The sequence below is a fragment of the Kitasatospora sp. NPDC001539 genome, assembly GCF_040298565.1.
GTDB lineage: Bacteria > Actinomycetota > Actinomycetes > Streptomycetales > Streptomycetaceae > Kitasatospora.
The window spans coordinates 1-15,322 of the sequence record NZ_JBEPAK010000006.1 but is presented as its reverse complement, the minus strand read 5'-3'; the positions used below and the strand labels follow the sequence as shown (position 1 = coordinate 15,322).

Sequence of the window (15,322 nt, the reverse complement as noted above, 5' to 3'; positions counted from 1 at the left end):
TGGAGCGGGTCGTGCAACAGATCGCCTGCGGAGGCGGCGAGCGTCAGCTCGCGTCCTCCTCGCGCACCGCGCGGCGCGCGTCGGGGTTGAGCACGCCCCAGGAGATCAGCTGCTCGGTGAGGATCGACGGCGACTGGTCGTAGATCACGGCCAGCGTGCGCAGGTCGTCCTGGCGGATCGAGAGGACCTTGCCGTTGTAGTCGCCGCGCTGGCTCTGGATGGTCGCCGCGTAGCGCTGCAGCGGACCTGCCTTCTCGGACGGGACCTGGGTCAGTCTCTCCAGGTCGAGGACCAGGCGCGGCGGCGGCTCGGCCGCGCCGCCGGGGGTGCCGCCGGGCAGCAGCTCCTGCACCGGAACGCCGTAGAACTCGGCCAGCTCGGCCAGCCGCTGCACGGTGACCGCACGGTCGCCGCGCTCGTACGAGCCGACGACGACCGCCTTCCAGCGCCCCTGGGACTTCTCCTCGACACCGTGCAGGGAGAGCCCCTGCTGAGTGCGGATCGCTCGGAGCTTGCCTCCGAGCTGCTTCGCGTAGTCGCTGGACATTGATCTCCCCGGACGAGATTGCTTCGCGTTCAGTGGTGGGTCACGGGCTTGGCCGGCGTCGTTACCGGTGGGTTCGACACCCGTCTCGTAACTCACTGTGAGGTTACGTAGAGTAAGGTGTTGCGTCAAGCCGAATGGGGCAGTCGTGCGAATGGCCCGCATCCTGGGCGCATCCGGGGCGTGAACCCGGCGAAGCGGAACGGTGGACGTCCGTTTGCCTCCCGCGGCGCTGATAGGATGACCCGAAGCCCGCGCCCGGTTCGGCGGGGGCAGATCCCAGACATCCTTTAAGGCCCGTCCCGTGAGGCGGGGAAGGAGGTCCGCTTCGGCATGACCGCACACCACGAACCGACGCCGCGGCCGCCGCACCCGGTGCTGGACGGCTCGGACATCGCCCGGGTCGTCACCCGGATAGCGCACGAGATCGTCGAGCGCGCCAAGGGCGCGGAGGACGTCGTGCTGCTCGGCATCCACACCAGGGGCGTCCACCTCGCCCGCCGCCTGCACGGCCGGCTGGCCCAGATCACCGGCAGCGACATCCCGCTGGGCACCCTGGACATCACCATGTACCGGGACGACCTGCGGCTGAAGCCCGCCCGCGCCCTGGAGCACACCGAGATCCCGCCCGGCGGCATCGACGGCAAGCTGGTGATCCTGGTCGACGACGTGCTGTTCTCCGGCCGCACCATCCGCGCCGCGCTCGACGCGCTGAACGACATCGGCCGCCCGCGGGCCGTCCAGCTCGCCGTCCTGGTCGACCGCGGCCACCGCGAGCTGCCGATCCGGGCCGACTACGTGGGCAAGAACCTCCCCACCTCGCTGCGCGAGGCCGTGCAGGTGCGCCTGGCCGACACCGACGGCGTGGACGCCGTCCTGGTCGGCGACCGCGACCACGCCGCGCGCAGCTCGCAGGCCCTGGCCTTCCAGCCCACCGAACCGCACCTCCCGGAGTAGCCGCGTGAAGCGCCACCTCGTCTCCGCCGCCGATCTCAGCCGCGACGACGCGCTGCTGATCCTGGACACCGCCGAGGAGCTGGCCCAGCTCTCCGGGCGGGCCGTCAAGAAGCTGCCCACGCTGCGCGGCCGCACCGTCGTCAACCTCTTCTTCGAGGACTCCACCCGCACCAAGACCTCCTTCGAGGTCGCCGAGAAGCGGCTCTCCGCCGACGTCATCAACTTCTCCGCCAAGGGCTCCTCGGTCTCCAAGGGCGAGAGCCTCAAGGACACCGCCCTGACCCTCCAGGCGATGGGCGCCGACGCGGTCGTCATCCGGCACCACGCCTCCGGCGCGCCGGCCCGGCTGGCTCAGTCCGACTGGCTGCACGGCAGCGTCATCAACGCCGGTGACGGCACCCACGAGCACCCCACCCAGGCGCTGCTCGACGCCTTCACCATGCGCCGCCACCTCAACCGGGGCGCCGGCAACGACCTCGCCGGGCGCCGGGTGACCATCGTCGGCGACGTCCTGCACAGCCGCGTCGCCCGCTCCAACGTGCACCTGCTGACCACCCTCGGTGCCCAGGTCACCTTCGTCGCGCCGCCGACCCTGCTGCCCATCGGCATCGAGAACTGGCCCTGCGAGATCAGCTACGACCTCGACAGCGTGCTGCCCAAGACCGACGCGCTGATGATGCTGCGGGTGCAGCGCGAGCGGATGAACGCCGCGTTCTTCCCGACCGAGCGCGAGTACAGCCGCCGCTACGGCATGAACGGCATCCGGATGGCCCAGCTGCCCGAGCACGCCATCGTGATGCACCCCGGCCCGATGGTCCGCGGCATGGAGATCACCGCCGAGGTCGCCGACTCGCCGCGCTGCACCGTGGTCGAGCAGGTCGCCAACGGCGTCTCCGTCCGGATGGCCGTCCTCTACCTGCTGCTCGGCGGCGCCGTCTTCGCCGACGGCTCCGGCGAGCCCGCCCGCACCGACTCCGTGGAGACCGCTCAGTGACCAGCTACCTGATCCGCAACGCCAAGGTCCTGGGCGGCGCCCCGCAGGACCTCCACCTCGCCGACGGCGTCATCCAGGCGGTCGGCACCGGCCTGGCCGTCGAGGCGGACATCGAGATCGACGCCACCGGCATGGTCGTCCTGCCCGGCCTGGTCGACCTGCACACCCACCTGCGGGAGCCCGGCCGCGAGGACGCCGAGACCGTGCTCACCGGCACCCGGGCCGCCGCGATGGGCGGCTTCACCGCCGTGCACGCGATGGCCAACACGACCCCGGTGGCCGACACCGCCGGCGTGGTCGAGCAGGTCTGGCGGCTCGGCCAGGAGGCCGGCTACTGCGACGTCCAGCCGGTCGGCGCCGTCACCGTCGGCCTGGAGGGCAAGAAGCTCGCCGAACTCGGCGCGATGCACGAGTCCGCCGCGAACGTCCGGGTCTTCTCGGACGACGGCAAGTGCGTGGACGACGCGGTGCTGATGCGCCGCGCCCTGGAGTACGTCAAGGCCTTCGACGGCGTCGTCGCCCAGCACGCCCAGGAACCGCGGCTGACCGAGGGCGCCCAGATGAACGAGGGCCAGGTCTCCGGCGAGCTCGGGCTCGGCGGCTGGCCGGCCGTCGCCGAGGAGTCGATCATCGCCCGCGACGTGCTGCTGGCCGCGCACGTCGGCTCCCGGCTGCACGTCTGCCACGTCTCCACGGCCGGCTCCGTCGAGATCATCCGCTGGGCCAAGGCCAAGGGCTGGGACGTCACCGCCGAGGTCACCCCGCACCACCTGCTGCTCACCGACGAACTCGTCCGCTCCTACGACCCGGTGTACAAGGTGAACCCGCCGCTGCGCACCGCCGAGGACGTCCAGGCGCTGCGCAAGGCCCTCGCCGACGGCACCATCGACGCCGTCGCCACCGACCACGCGCCGCACCCGGCCGAGGACAAGGACTGCGAGTGGGCCGTGGCCGCGATGGGCATGGTCGGCCTGGAGACCGCGCTGTCGGTCGTCCAGCAGACCATGGTCGACACCGGCCTGCTGAACTGGGAGGGCGTCGCCGACCGGATGTCGCACCGCCCGGCCCGGATCGGCCGTCTCACCGGGCACGGCCGGCCGATCTCGGCTGGTGAGCCCGCCAACCTGGTGCTGTTCGATCCCGCGTACCGTGGTGCCGTGAATCCGGACAGCTTCGCCACCCGCAGCCGCAACACCCCCTACAAGGGCATGGACCTGCCCGGACGGGTGCACGCCACCTTCCTGCGCGGCCGCGCCACCGTGCTGGCCGGTGAGCCGACCGAGCAGGGCGGCCCGGCATGACCGGGACCGCCGCGGGGACGCTCGGTCCGGCGGCCCACGCCCTGCTCGCCAAGGAGCAGGCGAAGGTCACCAACTGGCCCGGCTACATCGGCTGGTCCGTCGGACTGGTGATCGTCATCGGCCTGGTCTACTGGCTGATGCGCCAGGGCTGGAACTGGCGGCGCACCCTGCAGTCCGGCATCCCGCCGCTGCCCGCCGTGCCGGCCGGCGCCGGCCGGACCATCCTGGAGACCAGCGGCCGGTACCACGGCACCACCACCGCCGGGGACTGGCTCGACCGGGTCGTCGCCCACGGCCTGGGCACCCGCAGCCGCGCCGACCTCACCCTCGGCGAGGACGGCCTGCTGGTGCGGCGCCCCGGCGACGTGGACTTCTGGATCCCGGCCGAGCACCTGAAGGGCGCCCGGACGGACTCCGCCATCGCGGGCAAGGTCGTCCCGTCCGGACTGCTCGTCGTCACCTGGACGCTCCCCCAGCCCTCGGCCGGGGGGACCTCCACGGAGACCGAACTGGAGTCCGGCTTCCGGGCCGACCACCCCGATGAGCACACCGCCTGGGTCGAGGCGATCGCCCAGCTCGCAACACGTACGAAGACGAAGACGGAAGAGGCCGCGCAATGACCGCACCTGCCCCCACCACGCAGCGCCAACGGCGGGACCGGGTCCCTGCCGTGCTCGTCCTGGAGGACGGCCGGACCTTCCGCGGCCAGGCCTACGGCGCGATCGGCGAGACCTTCGGCGAGGCGGTCTTCAACACCGGCATGTCCGGCTACCAGGAGACCCTGACCGACCCGTCGTACCACCGCCAGGTGGTCGTGATGACCGCCCCGCAGATCGGCAACACCGGCTGGAACGACGAGGACGACGAGTCCAGGCAGATCTGGGTCGCCGGCTACGTCGTCCGCGACCCCGCCCGGGTGGCGTCCAACTGGCGCTCCCGCCGCTCGCTGGACGAGGAGCTGGCCCGCCAGGGCATCGTCGGCATCAGCGGCATCGACACCCGCGCGCTGACCCGCCACCTGCGCGAGCGCGGCGCCATGCGCTGCGGCATCTTCTCCGGCGAGGCGGTGGCCGACGAGGCCGCCCTGCTCACCCGGGTGCAGCAGTCGCCGGAGATGAAGGGCGCCGACCTGTGCGCCGAGGTGGCCACCACCGAGCCGTACGTGGTGCCCGCCGTCGGTGAGAAGAGGTTCACCGTCGCCGCGCTGGACCTCGGCATCAAGGCGATGACCCCGCAGCGGATGGCCGAGCGCGGCATCGAGGTGCACGTGCTGCCGGCCGACTCCAGCCTCGAGGACGTCTACGCCGTCTCCCCGGACGGCGTGTTCTTCTCCAACGGCCCGGGAGACCCGGCCACCGCCGACCACCAGGTCGCCGTCGCGCAGGGCGTCCTGGAGCGGGGCACCCCGTTCTTCGGCATCTGCTTCGGCAACCAGATCCTCGGCCGCGCCCTGGGCTTCGGCACCTACAAGCTCAAGTACGGCCACCGCGGCATCAACCAGCCGGTGCAGGACCGCACCACCGGCAAGGTCGAGGTGACCGCCCACAACCACGGCTTCGCCGTGGACGCGCCGCTGGACCGGGTGAGCGACACCCCCTACGGGCGGGTCGAGGTCTCCCACGTCTGCCTCAACGACGACGTGGTCGAGGGCCTGCAGGCGCTCGACGTGCCCGCCTTCAGCGTGCAGTACCACCCCGAAGCGGCCGCCGGCCCGCACGACGCCGCCTACCTGTTCGACCGCTTCGTGAAGCTCATGGAGGGCCAGCGTGCCTAAGCGCACTGACATCAAGTCCGTCCTGGTGATCGGCTCCGGCCCGATCGTCATCGGCCAGGCCGCCGAGTTCGACTACTCGGGCACCCAGGCCTGCCGCGTCCTCAAGGCCGAGGGCCTGCGGGTCGTGCTGGTCAACTCCAACCCGGCCACGATCATGACCGACCCGGAGATCGCCGACGCCACCTACGTCGAGCCGATCACCCCGGAGTTCGTCGAGAAGATCATCGCCAAGGAGCGCCCCGACGCGCTGCTGCCGACCCTGGGCGGCCAGACCGCGCTGAACACCGCGATCTCGCTGCACAAGGCGGGCACGCTGGAGAAGTACGGCGTCGAGCTGATCGGCGCCGACGTCGAGGCGATCAACAAGGGCGAGGACCGCGACCTGTTCAAGGGCGTCGTCGAGGCCGTCAAGGCCAAGATCGGCCACGGTGAGTCCGCCCGCTCGGTCATCTGCCACAGCATGGACGAGGTGCTGGCCGGGGTCGACACCCTCGGCGGCTACCCGGTCGTGGTCCGCCCCTCCTTCACCATGGGCGGCGCCGGCTCCGGCTTCGCCCACAACGAGGAGGACCTGCGCCGCATCGCCGGCCAGGGCCTGGCGCTCTCGCCGACCACCGAGGTGCTCCTGGAGGAGTCCATCCTCGGCTGGAAGGAGTACGAGCTGGAGCTGATGCGCGACAAGAACGACAACGTCGTGGTCGTCTGCTCCATCGAGAACTTCGACCCGATGGGCGTCCACACCGGTGACTCGATCACCGTCGCCCCGGCGATGACGCTCACCGACCGCGAGTACCAGATCCTGCGCGACGTCGGCATCGCCGTCATCCGCGAGGTCGGCGTCGACACCGGCGGCTGCAACATCCAGTTCGCCGTCAACCCCGTCGACGGCCGGGTCATCGTCATCGAGATGAACCCGCGCGTCTCCCGCTCCTCGGCGCTCGCCTCCAAGGCCACCGGCTTCCCGATCGCCAAGATCGCCGCCAAGCTGGCCGTCGGCTACACCTTGGACGAGATCCCCAACGACATCACCGCCGAGACCCCGGCCTCCTTCGAGCCGACCCTCGACTACGTCGTCGTCAAGGTGCCGCGGTTCGCGTTCGAGAAGTTCCCGAGCGCCGACGCCACGCTGACCACCACCATGAAGTCCGTCGGCGAGGCCATGGCGCTGGGCCGCAACTTCCCCGAGGCGCTCCAGAAGGCGCTGCGCTCGCTGGAGAAGAAGGGCTCCCAGTTCAGCTGGACCACTCCGCTGGGCGACAAGTCCGAGCTGCTGGTCAAGGCCGCCGTGCCGACCGACGGCCGGATCAACACCGTGATGGACGCCATCCGGGCCGGGGCCACCCCGGAGGAGGTGTTCGACGCGACCAAGATCGACCCGTGGTTCGTCGACCAGCTCTTCCTGCTCGACGAGATCGCCGGCGAGCTGGCCGAGGCCGCCGAGCTCACCCCCGAGCTGCTGCGCCACGCCAAGCGGCACGGCTTCTCCGACCAGCAGATCGGCGAGATCCGCGGCCTGCGCCCCGACGTGGTGCGCGAGGTGCGCCACGCGCTCGGCATCCGCCCGGTGTTCAAGACCGTCGACACCTGCGCCGCCGAGTTCGCCGCCAAGACCCCGTACTTCTACTCGTCCTACGACGAGGAGAGCGAGGTCGCCCCGCGCACCAAGCCGGCCGTGATCATCCTCGGCTCCGGCCCGAACCGCATCGGCCAGGGCATCGAGTTCGACTACTCCTGCGTCCACGCCTCCTTCGCGCTGGCCGACGCCGGGTACGAGACCGTCATGGTCAACTGCAACCCGGAGACCGTCTCCACCGACTACGACACCTCCGACCGGCTCTACTTCGAGCCGCTCACCCTGGAGGACGTCCTGGAGATCGTCCACGCCGAGCGGCAGGCCGGCCCGCTGGCCGGTGTGATCGTCCAGCTCGGCGGCCAGACCCCGCTCGGCCTGGCCCAGGCCCTCAAGGACAACGGCGTGCCGATCGTCGGCACCCAGCCCGAGGCGATCGACCTCGCCGAGGAGCGCGGCGCCTTCGGCCGCGTGCTGCGCGACGCCGGCCTGCCCGCCCCCAAGCACGGCACCGCCTTCTCCTTCGAGGAGGCCAAGGCGATCGCCGACGAGATCGGCTACCCCGTCCTCGCCCGCCCGTCGTACGTGCTCGGCGGCCGCGGCATGGAGATCGTCTACGACGAGGCGTCGCTCGCCTCCTACCTGGAGCGGCACGCCGGTCTGATCTCCGAGCACCCGGTGCTGATCGACCGCTTCCTGGACGACGCGGTGGAGATCGACGTCGACGCGCTCTACGACGGCACCGAGCTCTACCTCGGCGGCGTCATGGAGCACATCGAGGAGGCCGGCATCCACTCCGGTGACTCCGCCTGCGCGCTGCCCCCGATCACCCTCGGCGGCTACGACATCAAGCGGCTGCGCACCTCCACGGAGGCCATCGCGCGCGGTGTCGGCGTCCGCGGCCTGATCAACATCCAGTTCGCGCTGGCCGGGGACATCCTCTACGTGCTGGAGGCCAACCCGCGTGCCTCCCGCACCGTCCCCTTCACCTCCAAGGCGACCGCGGTGCCGCTGGCCAAGGCCGCCGCCCGGATCTCGCTCGGCGCCACCATCGCCGAGCTGCGCGCCGAGGGTCTGCTCCCGGCCGAGGGCGACGGCGGCACCCTGCCCGCCGACGCGCCGATCGCGGTCAAGGAGGCCGTGATGCCGTGGAGCCGCTTCCGCGACATCCACGGCCGCGGCGTGGACACCGTCCTCGGCCCGGAGATGCGCTCGACCGGTGAGGTCATGGGCATCGACAAGGTCTTCGGCACCGCCTACGCCAAGGCCCAGTCCGGCGCGTACGGCGCGCTGCCGACCAAGGGCAAGGTCTTCGTCTCCGTCGCCAACCGCGACAAGCGCAACCTGGTCTTCCCGGCCCGGGCGCTGGTCGGCCTCGGCTTCGAGGTGCTCGCCACCGCCGGCACCGCCGAGGTGCTCCACCGCGGCGGCATCCCGTCCACGCTGGTGCGCAAGCACAGCGAGGGCGAGGGCCCGAACGGCGAGAAGACCATCGTCCAGCTGATCCACGACGGCGAGGTCGACCTCATCATCAACACGCCGTACGGCACCGGAGGGCGCCTCGACGGCTACGAGATCCGCACCGCGGCCGTCTCGCGCGGTGTCCCGTGCCTGACCACCGTCCAGGCGATGGGCGCGGCCGTCCAGGGCATGGACGCGCAGCTGCGCGACGAGGTCGGGGTGATGTCACTCCAGGAGCACGCCGAGCTGATCAACGCCGGCCGCAAGTAGCGCCACCGCAGTGGGGGGCACCGGAGCCAGTTGGGTGCCCCCCACTTCCATGCTCGAAACCGGCCCGCGACCCTGGAGTTGACCCCTTGTACAAGCTTCTGTTCGACCTCGTCTTCAAGCGGATGGACCCGGAGAGGGCCCACCACCTCGCGTTCTTCTGGATCCGGCTGGCCTCCTCGGTGCCCGGCCTGCGCACCCTGGTGCGGCTCGTCCTCGCGCCGCGCGACCGGGCGCTGCGCACCAGGGCCCTCGGCCTCGACCTCCCCGGCCCGTTCGGGCTGGCGGCCGGCTTCGACAAGAACGGCGTCGGCATCGACGGCCTGGCGATGCTCGGCTTCGACTACGTCGAGATCGGCACCATCACCGGCGAACCCCAGCCGGGCAACCCGGCGCCCCGGCTGTTCCGCCTGGTCGAGGACCGCGCGCTGATCAACCGGATGGGCTTCAACAACCAGGGCTCGGCGCGGGTCGCGGCCCGGCTGGCGGCCCGCCCCCACACCAGCTCCACCCCGGTGATCGGCGTCAACATCGGCAAGACCAAGGTGGTGGAGGAGGCCGACGCCGTCGCCGACTACGTCAAGTCCACCGAGCGGCTGGCCAGGTACGCCGACTACCTGGTGGTCAACGTCAGCTCGCCGAACACCCCCGGGCTGCGCAACCTGCAGGCCGTGGACCACCTGCGCCCGCTGCTGGCCGCCGTCCGCGAGGCCGCCGACCGCACCACCGCGCACCACGTGCCGCTGCTGGTCAAGATCGCCCCCGACCTGGCCGACGAGGACGTCGACGCGGTCGCCGACCTCGCCCTGGAGCTGGGCCTGGACGGGATCATCGCCACCAACACCACGATCGGCCGCGAGGGCCTGCGGGCCGACGCGCGGCGGATCGAGGAGATCGGCATGGGGGGCCTGTCCGGCGCCCCGCTGAAGGCCCGCGCCCTGGAGGTGCTCCAGCGGCTGCGCGCCCGCACCGAGGGCCGGCTGGTGCTGGTCTCGGTCGGCGGCGTGGAGACCGCCGAGGACGCCTGGCAGCGGATCATCCACGGCGCCGACCTCGTCCAGGGCTACAGCGCCTTCATCTACGAGGGGCCCTTCTGGTGCCGCCGGATCCACAAGGGCCTCTCCGCGCGGATCCGCGCGGCGGGCTTCCGCGACCTCGCGGCGGCCGTCGGCAGCGCCGTCCGCAGTTCGTGACCTCCCCGATCGGCTCCGGGAACCCTGGAAAGCCGGAAACCCTGGAAAGGACGACATGACCCTCGCCCCGTTCGGAGCCCGGCTGCGCCAGGCCCTCGACACCCGCGGCCAGCTCTGCGTCGGCATCGATCCGCACGCCTCCCTGCTCGCCGCCTGGGGGCTCGGTGACGACCTCGCCGGGCTGGAGACCTTCAGCCGGACCGTGGTCGAGGCGCTGGCCGACCGGGTGGCCGTGCTCAAGCCGCAGGCCGCCTTCTTCGAGCGCTTCGGCAGCCGGGGCGTCGCCGTGCTGGAGAAGACCGTCGAGGAGGCCCGGTCGGCCGGTGCGCTGGTCCTGATGGACGCCAAGCGCGGCGACATCGGCTCCACCATGGCCGCCTACGCGGAGGCCTTCCTGTCACCGGCGAGCCCGCTGTTCTCGGACGCCGTGACGGTCAGCCCGTACCTGGGCTTCGGCTCGCTGCGCCCGGCCCTGGACCTGGCCCGGGAGCAGGGCTGCGGGGTGTTCGCGCTGGCGCTCACCTCCAACCCGGAGGGCGCCGAGGTGCAGCGCGCGGTCGGTGCGGACGGCGAGCCGGTCGCGGCGGCGGTGCTGCGCCACCTGGCGGCCGAGAACGCGGGCGCGGCGCCGCTGGGCTCCTTCGGGGCGGTGGTCGGTGCGACGCTGGCCGACGCGGGTGTGGAGCTGGCGATCAACGGCCCGCTGCTGGCCCCCGGGATCGGCGCCCAGGGCGCGACCATGGCGGACCTGCCGCGGGTGTTCGGCGCCTCGGTGATCAACGTGGTGCCGAGCGTCAGCCGGGACGTGCTCAGGCACGGGCCGTCGGCGGCGGCGCTGCGGGAGGCGGCGGACCGCTTCGCCGGCGGGTTCGCGGACGCGGTCGGGTAGCGGAGGGTCGTCGGCCGGTAACCGTCCGGTGACCCTGCGCAGTGTGCCCAGCACCGGGCGGCTCCGCGGCGCTTGACGTGAGCGCCGTCACACCGGGGCCGCCAAAGTCTCGCAATCGCGGTCATTTTGCCCTGGAAAGTCCTGGTCGGCCTTGGCTGACCAGGACTTTTCGTGTTCTTTTCCTGACGTGGCGCCGCAATCCGGGTAGTGTCCGGCGATAGGTCGTCGAAGAGCCGCGAATCCCGTAGCTCCCGCAGGTCAGGGCCTTGTGGTTCCACTTGCGGAGGCGGCCTGAGAACCAAACAGTCATAGCTCAATCCCTTCCTTCCAGACCCTGAGGTGAACGGCGTGGCTCTTCCGCCCCTTACCCCTGAACAGCGCACCGCCGCGCTCGCCAAGGCCGCCGAGGCTCGCCGGGAGCGCGCCGAGGTGAAGAACCGGCTCAAGCACTCCGGCGCCTCCCTGCACGAGGTGATCAAGGCCGGCAAGAACGACAACGACGTCATCGGCAAGATGAAGGTCTCGGCGCTGCTCGAGTCCCTTCCGGGCGTGGGCAAGGTCCGCGCCAAGCAGATCATGGAGCGCCTCGGCATCAGCGAGAGCCGGCGCGTCCGTGGCCTCGGCACGAACCAGATCGCCTCCCTGGAGCGGGAGTTCGGCGGTGGCGCCGCCTGACCGTGCCCCCGTGGTCCCGGGAACGCCCGCGATCCGGGATAATCGGTGCATGAGTGAGCGTCCGCGGCTGACCGTGCTCTCCGGCCCCTCGGGGGTCGGCAAGAGCACGGTCGTCGCTCATATGAGGAAGATGCACCCCGAGGTCTGGCTCTCGGTGTCGGCGACGACCCGCCACCCGAGGCCGGGCGAGAAGAACGGGGTCCAGTACCACTTCGTCGACAACGACGAGTTCGACAAGCTGATCGCCAACGGCGAGCTGCTGGAGTGGGCCGAGTTCGCCGGGAACCGCTACGGGACCCCGCGCGCGGCGGTGCTGGAGAAGCTGGAGCGCGGCGAGCCCGTGCTGCTGGAGATCGATCTGCAGGGCGCCCGTCAGGTGCGCGCGTCGATGCCGGAGGCGCAGCTGGTCTTCCTGGCCCCGCCGAGCTGGGACGAGCTGGTCCGCCGGCTCACCGGCCGGGGCACCGAGCCGCAGGACGTGATCGAGAAGCGTCTGGAGGCCGCCAAGGTCGAGCTGGCCGCCGAGCCGGAGTTCGACACGACCCTTGTCAACACCTCCGTCGAGCAGGTAGCGGCCGAACTGCTAGCCTTGCTCGGTGTAGCCTGACCTGTCTGTCTTTTCCACCCTTTCGGAAGGTTTTCGCGTGTCCTCTTCCATGACCGCGCCCGAGGGCATCATCAACCCGCCGATCGACGAGCTGCTCGAGGCCACCGACTCCAAGTACAGCCTCGTGATCTACGCCGCCAAGCGCGCGCGCCAGATCAACGCGTACTACTCCCAGCTCGGTGAGGGCCTGCTGGAGTACGTCGGCCCGCTGGTCGACACCCACGTGCACGAGAAGCCGCTGTCGATCGCGCTGCGCGAGATCAACGCGGGCATGCTGACCGCCGAGGCGGTCGAGGGCGCCGTCTGAGGCACCCCCGTACGTTTCCCGAAGGGCCCGGCGGAATCGTTTCCGCCGGGCCCTTCGGCGTTCCCGCCGGGGGTGGGGCACCGTGCGGGCGCCGGCTGAGGGGTCGTAGGGTGGGCGGGTTCCCGATGGAGGAGAAAGGTCGGTACCGGCAGATGAGCGCGCAAGCGGAGGCTCCCCGCGTCGTCCTCGGCGTCAGCGGCGGGATCGCCGCCTACAAGGCCTGCGAGCTGCTGCGCCGGTTCACCGAGTCCGGCCACCAGGTCACCGTGGTGCCGACGGCCGCGGCGCTGCACTTCGTCGGCGAGGCCACCTGGGCCGCGCTGTCCGGCCGCCCGGCGGCCACCGAGACCTGGGAGAGCGTGCACGAGGTGCCGCACGTGCGGATCGGCCAGCAGGCCGACCTGGTGGTCGTCGCCCCCGCCACCGCCGACCTCATCGCCAAGGCCGCCCACGGGCTCGCCGACGACCTGCTGACCAACACCCTGCTCACCGCCCGCTGCCCGGTCGTCGTGGCGCCCGCCATGCACACCGAGATGTGGGAGCACCCGGCCACCCGCCACAACGTGGCCACCCTGCGCAGCCGGGGCGTGATCGTGCTGGAGCCGGCCGTCGGGCGGCTGACCGGCAAGGACACCGGCAAGGGCCGGCTGCCCGAGCCATCCGCGATCTTCGACGCCTGCCGGGCCGTGCTGCGCCGCGGCGGGGCGGTGCCGACCGACCTGGCCGGACGGCACGTGGTGGTCTCGGCCGGCGGCACCCGGGAGCCGCTGGACCCGGTGCGCTACCTGGGCAACCGCTCCTCCGGCAAGCAGGGCTACGCGCTCGCCGTGACGGCCGCGGCGCGCGGCGCCCGGGTGACGTTGGTCTCGGCCAACGCGGAGCTGCCCGACCCGGCCGGGGTGGACGTGGTGCACGTCGGGACGGCCCTGGAGCTGCGCGAGGCGGCGTTGAAGGCGGCCGAGGACGCGGACGCGGTGGTGATGGCCGCGGCGGTGGCGGACTTCCGGCCGGCCGAGTACGCCCCCGGCAAGATCAAGAAGGTCGAGGGGGTCGAACCGGCGCCCGTCGCGCTGGTCCGCAACCCGGACGTCCTGGCCGAGCTGTCGGCCCATCGCCCCCGTTCGGGCCAACTGGTCGTGGGTTTCGCGGCGGAGACCGACGACGTGCTCGCCAACGGCCGGGCCAAGCTCGCCCGCAAGGGCTGCGACCTGCTCGTCGTCAACGAGGTGGGCAACGGCAAGGCCTTCGGCACGGACGTCAACGAGGCCGTCGTACTGGGCTCGGACGGCAGTGAGACCCCGATCCCGGTGGGCCCCAAGGAGGCCCTCGCGGACGTCGTCTGGGATCTGGTCGCAGAGCGTCTCGAACCGGTCGACAAGTGATCGAGCCCTGGTCAAGGGCGGTCGCCATTTTTGGAACTGGGTGACGTTCGACGGAATCAGCCCGTTACACTCCAGGAATCAAGTCTTTCCGGATGTCCCCGGTCCGCCGGGGGCCTTCAGTCAGCAGCCGCTGCAACCCCAGGGAGCGCTGTGTCTCGCCGCCTGTTCACCTCGGAGTCCGTGACCGAGGGTCACCCCGACAAGATCGCTGACCAGATCAGCGACACCATCCTTGACGCTCTCCTGCGGGAGGACCCGACCTCCCGGGTCGCCGTGGAGACGCTCATCACCACCGGCCAGGTGCACGTGGCCGGCGAGGTGACCACCAAGGCGTACGCGCCGATCGCCCAGCTCGTCCGGGACAAGATCCTGGAGATCGGCTACGACAGCTCCAAGAAGGGCTTCGACGGCGCCTCCTGCGGCGTGTCGGTGTCCATCGGTGCGCAGTCGCCCGACATCGCGCAGGGCGTCGACACCGCGTACGAGGCCCGGGTCGAGGGTGACGACGACGACCTGGACAAGCAGGGGGCCGGCGACCAGGGCCTGATGTTCGGCTACGCGTCCGACGAGACGCCCGAGCTGATGCCGCTGCCGATCACCCTGGCGCACCGGCTCTCCCGCCGCCTGACCGAGGTCCGCAAGAACGGGACGATCCCGTACCTGCGCCCCGACGGCAAGACCCAGGTGACCATCGAGTACGACGGCGACAAGGCCGTCCGCCTGGACACCGTGGTCGTCTCGACCCAGCACGCCAGTGACATCGACCTGGAGTCGCTGCTCACCCCGGACATCCGCGAGTTCGTCGTCGAGCCGGAGCTGAAGGCGCTGGCCGACCAGGGCATCAAGCTGGTCACCGACGGCTACCGGCTGCTGGTCAACCCGACCGGCCGCTTCGAGATCGGCGGCCCGATGGGCGACGCCGGCCTCACCGGCCGGAAGATCATCATCGACACCTACGGCGGCATGGCCCGCCACGGCGGCGGCGCCTTCTCCGGCAAGGACCCGTCCAAGGTCGACCGCTCGGCCGCCTACGCGATGCGCTGGGTCGCCAAGAACATCGTCGCCGCCGGCCTGGCCAGCCGCGCCGAGGTGCAGGTCGCGTACGCGATCGGCAAGGCCGAGCCGGTCGGCCTGTTCGTGGAGACCTTCGGCACCGAGACCGTCCCGGTGCTGGCCATCCAGAAGGCCGTCTCCGAGGTCTTCGACCTGCGCCCGGCCGCGATCATCCGCGACCTGGACCTGCTGCGCCCGATCTACGCCCAGACCGCCGCGTACGGCCACTTCGGCCGCGAGCTGCCGGACTTCACCTGGGAGCGCACCGACCGGGTCGAGCAGCTGAAGGCCGCCGTCCAGGACTGACGCCCCCGGTTCCGCAGCGGCGCCCGCCCCTCCCGGGGGCGG

General features: G+C 71.5%; 14 protein-coding genes. 13 read left to right on the top strand and 1 reads right to left on the bottom strand.

Annotated elements, in window-relative coordinates; all coding sequences use genetic code 11:
* Window positions 1-43 precede the first annotated feature (43 nt).
* On the bottom strand, window positions 44-547 hold the full coding sequence (gene bldD, locus ABT247_RS02610; protein ID WP_030056198.1) for a transcriptional regulator BldD: 504 nt from the start codon (window positions 545-547) through the stop codon (window positions 44-46).
* A gap of 330 nt (window positions 548-877) precedes the next feature.
* Here bldD and pyrR point away from each other — a divergent pair, with 330 nt between their 5' ends.
* From pyrR to metK, 13 genes are all read left to right on the top strand, one after another.
* Window positions 878-1,501 (top strand): bifunctional pyr operon transcriptional regulator/uracil phosphoribosyltransferase PyrR, encoded by a 624-nt coding sequence (pyrR, locus tag ABT247_RS02605; RefSeq protein ID WP_350736781.1) that lies wholly within the window; start codon window positions 878-880, stop codon window positions 1,499-1,501.
* Between the two features lie 4 nt (window positions 1,502-1,505).
* Complete coding sequence (locus tag ABT247_RS02600) at window positions 1,506-2,495, top strand: aspartate carbamoyltransferase catalytic subunit (protein WP_350736778.1); 990 nt, start codon at window positions 1,506-1,508, stop codon at window positions 2,493-2,495.
* Entirely contained in the window at window positions 2,492-3,796 is a 1,305-nt protein-coding gene (locus ABT247_RS02595) for a dihydroorotase (protein WP_350736775.1), read from the top strand. The genes ABT247_RS02600 and ABT247_RS02595 overlap by 4 nt, the downstream gene beginning before the upstream one ends.
* The gene (locus ABT247_RS02590) at window positions 3,793-4,416 is read left to right on the top strand and encodes a PH-like domain-containing protein (protein WP_350736772.1); all 624 of its coding nucleotides are present in this window, start codon (window positions 3,793-3,795) and stop codon (window positions 4,414-4,416) included. The genes ABT247_RS02595 and ABT247_RS02590 overlap by 4 nt, the downstream gene beginning before the upstream one ends.
* The gene (gene carA, locus ABT247_RS02585; protein ID WP_350736770.1) at window positions 4,413-5,570 is read left to right on the top strand and encodes a glutamine-hydrolyzing carbamoyl-phosphate synthase small subunit; all 1,158 of its coding nucleotides are present in this window, start codon (window positions 4,413-4,415) and stop codon (window positions 5,568-5,570) included. Before ABT247_RS02590 ends, carA begins: the two co-directional genes overlap by 4 nt.
* The gene (gene carB / locus ABT247_RS02580) at window positions 5,563-8,871 is read left to right on the top strand and encodes a carbamoyl-phosphate synthase large subunit (RefSeq protein ID WP_350736767.1); all 3,309 of its coding nucleotides are present in this window, start codon (window positions 5,563-5,565) and stop codon (window positions 8,869-8,871) included. The genes carA and carB overlap by 8 nt, the downstream gene beginning before the upstream one ends.
* 86 nt (window positions 8,872-8,957) lie before the next feature.
* Window positions 8,958-10,061, top strand: coding sequence for a quinone-dependent dihydroorotate dehydrogenase (locus ABT247_RS02575; RefSeq protein ID WP_350736764.1), 1,104 nt, complete (start codon window positions 8,958-8,960; stop codon window positions 10,059-10,061).
* A 55-nt stretch (window positions 10,062-10,116) separates the two neighbouring features.
* Window positions 10,117-10,950 (top strand): orotidine-5'-phosphate decarboxylase, encoded by an 834-nt coding sequence (gene pyrF, locus ABT247_RS02570; protein ID WP_350736761.1) that lies wholly within the window; start codon window positions 10,117-10,119, stop codon window positions 10,948-10,950.
* 348 nt (window positions 10,951-11,298) lie between these two features.
* The gene (mihF, locus tag ABT247_RS02565) at window positions 11,299-11,625 is read left to right on the top strand and encodes an integration host factor, actinobacterial type (RefSeq protein ID WP_030290269.1); all 327 of its coding nucleotides are present in this window, start codon (window positions 11,299-11,301) and stop codon (window positions 11,623-11,625) included.
* Window positions 11,626-11,674: 49 nt separating this feature from the next.
* Window positions 11,675-12,232 carry a guanylate kinase gene (gene gmk, locus ABT247_RS02560; protein ID WP_350736758.1) on the top strand — a complete coding sequence of 186 codons (558 nt, stop codon included), beginning with the start codon at window positions 11,675-11,677 and terminating at the stop codon, window positions 12,230-12,232.
* A gap of 37 nt (window positions 12,233-12,269) precedes the next feature.
* Window positions 12,270-12,539 carry a DNA-directed RNA polymerase subunit omega gene (gene rpoZ, locus ABT247_RS02555; protein WP_350736755.1) on the top strand — a complete coding sequence of 90 codons (270 nt, stop codon included), beginning with the start codon at window positions 12,270-12,272 and terminating at the stop codon, window positions 12,537-12,539.
* A gap of 152 nt (window positions 12,540-12,691) precedes the next feature.
* Window positions 12,692-13,921, top strand: coding sequence for a bifunctional phosphopantothenoylcysteine decarboxylase/phosphopantothenate--cysteine ligase CoaBC (gene coaBC / locus ABT247_RS02550; RefSeq protein WP_350736752.1), 1,230 nt, complete (start codon window positions 12,692-12,694; stop codon window positions 13,919-13,921).
* A 150-nt stretch (window positions 13,922-14,071) separates the two neighbouring features.
* Entirely contained in the window at window positions 14,072-15,280 is a 1,209-nt protein-coding gene (gene metK / locus ABT247_RS02545; RefSeq protein WP_350736749.1) for a methionine adenosyltransferase, read from the top strand.
* Window positions 15,281-15,322: the final 42 nt, after the last annotated feature.

Coding starts and splice junctions, on each gene's coding strand:
- bldD (WP_030056198.1), bottom strand. CDS start 547: ATGTCCAGCGACTACGCGAAGCAGCTCGGAGGCAAGCTCCGAGCGATC.
- pyrR (WP_350736781.1), top strand. CDS start 878: ATGACCGCACACCACGAACCGACGCCGCGGCCGCCGCACCCGGTGCTG.
- ABT247_RS02590 (WP_350736772.1), top strand. CDS start 3,793: ATGACCGGGACCGCCGCGGGGACGCTCGGTCCGGCGGCCCACGCCCTG.
- carA (WP_350736770.1), top strand. CDS start 4,413: ATGACCGCACCTGCCCCCACCACGCAGCGCCAACGGCGGGACCGGGTC.
- pyrF (WP_350736761.1), top strand. CDS start 10,117: ATGACCCTCGCCCCGTTCGGAGCCCGGCTGCGCCAGGCCCTCGACACC.
- gmk (WP_350736758.1), top strand. CDS start 11,675: ATGAGTGAGCGTCCGCGGCTGACCGTGCTCTCCGGCCCCTCGGGGGTC.
- coaBC (WP_350736752.1), top strand. CDS start 12,692: ATGAGCGCGCAAGCGGAGGCTCCCCGCGTCGTCCTCGGCGTCAGCGGC.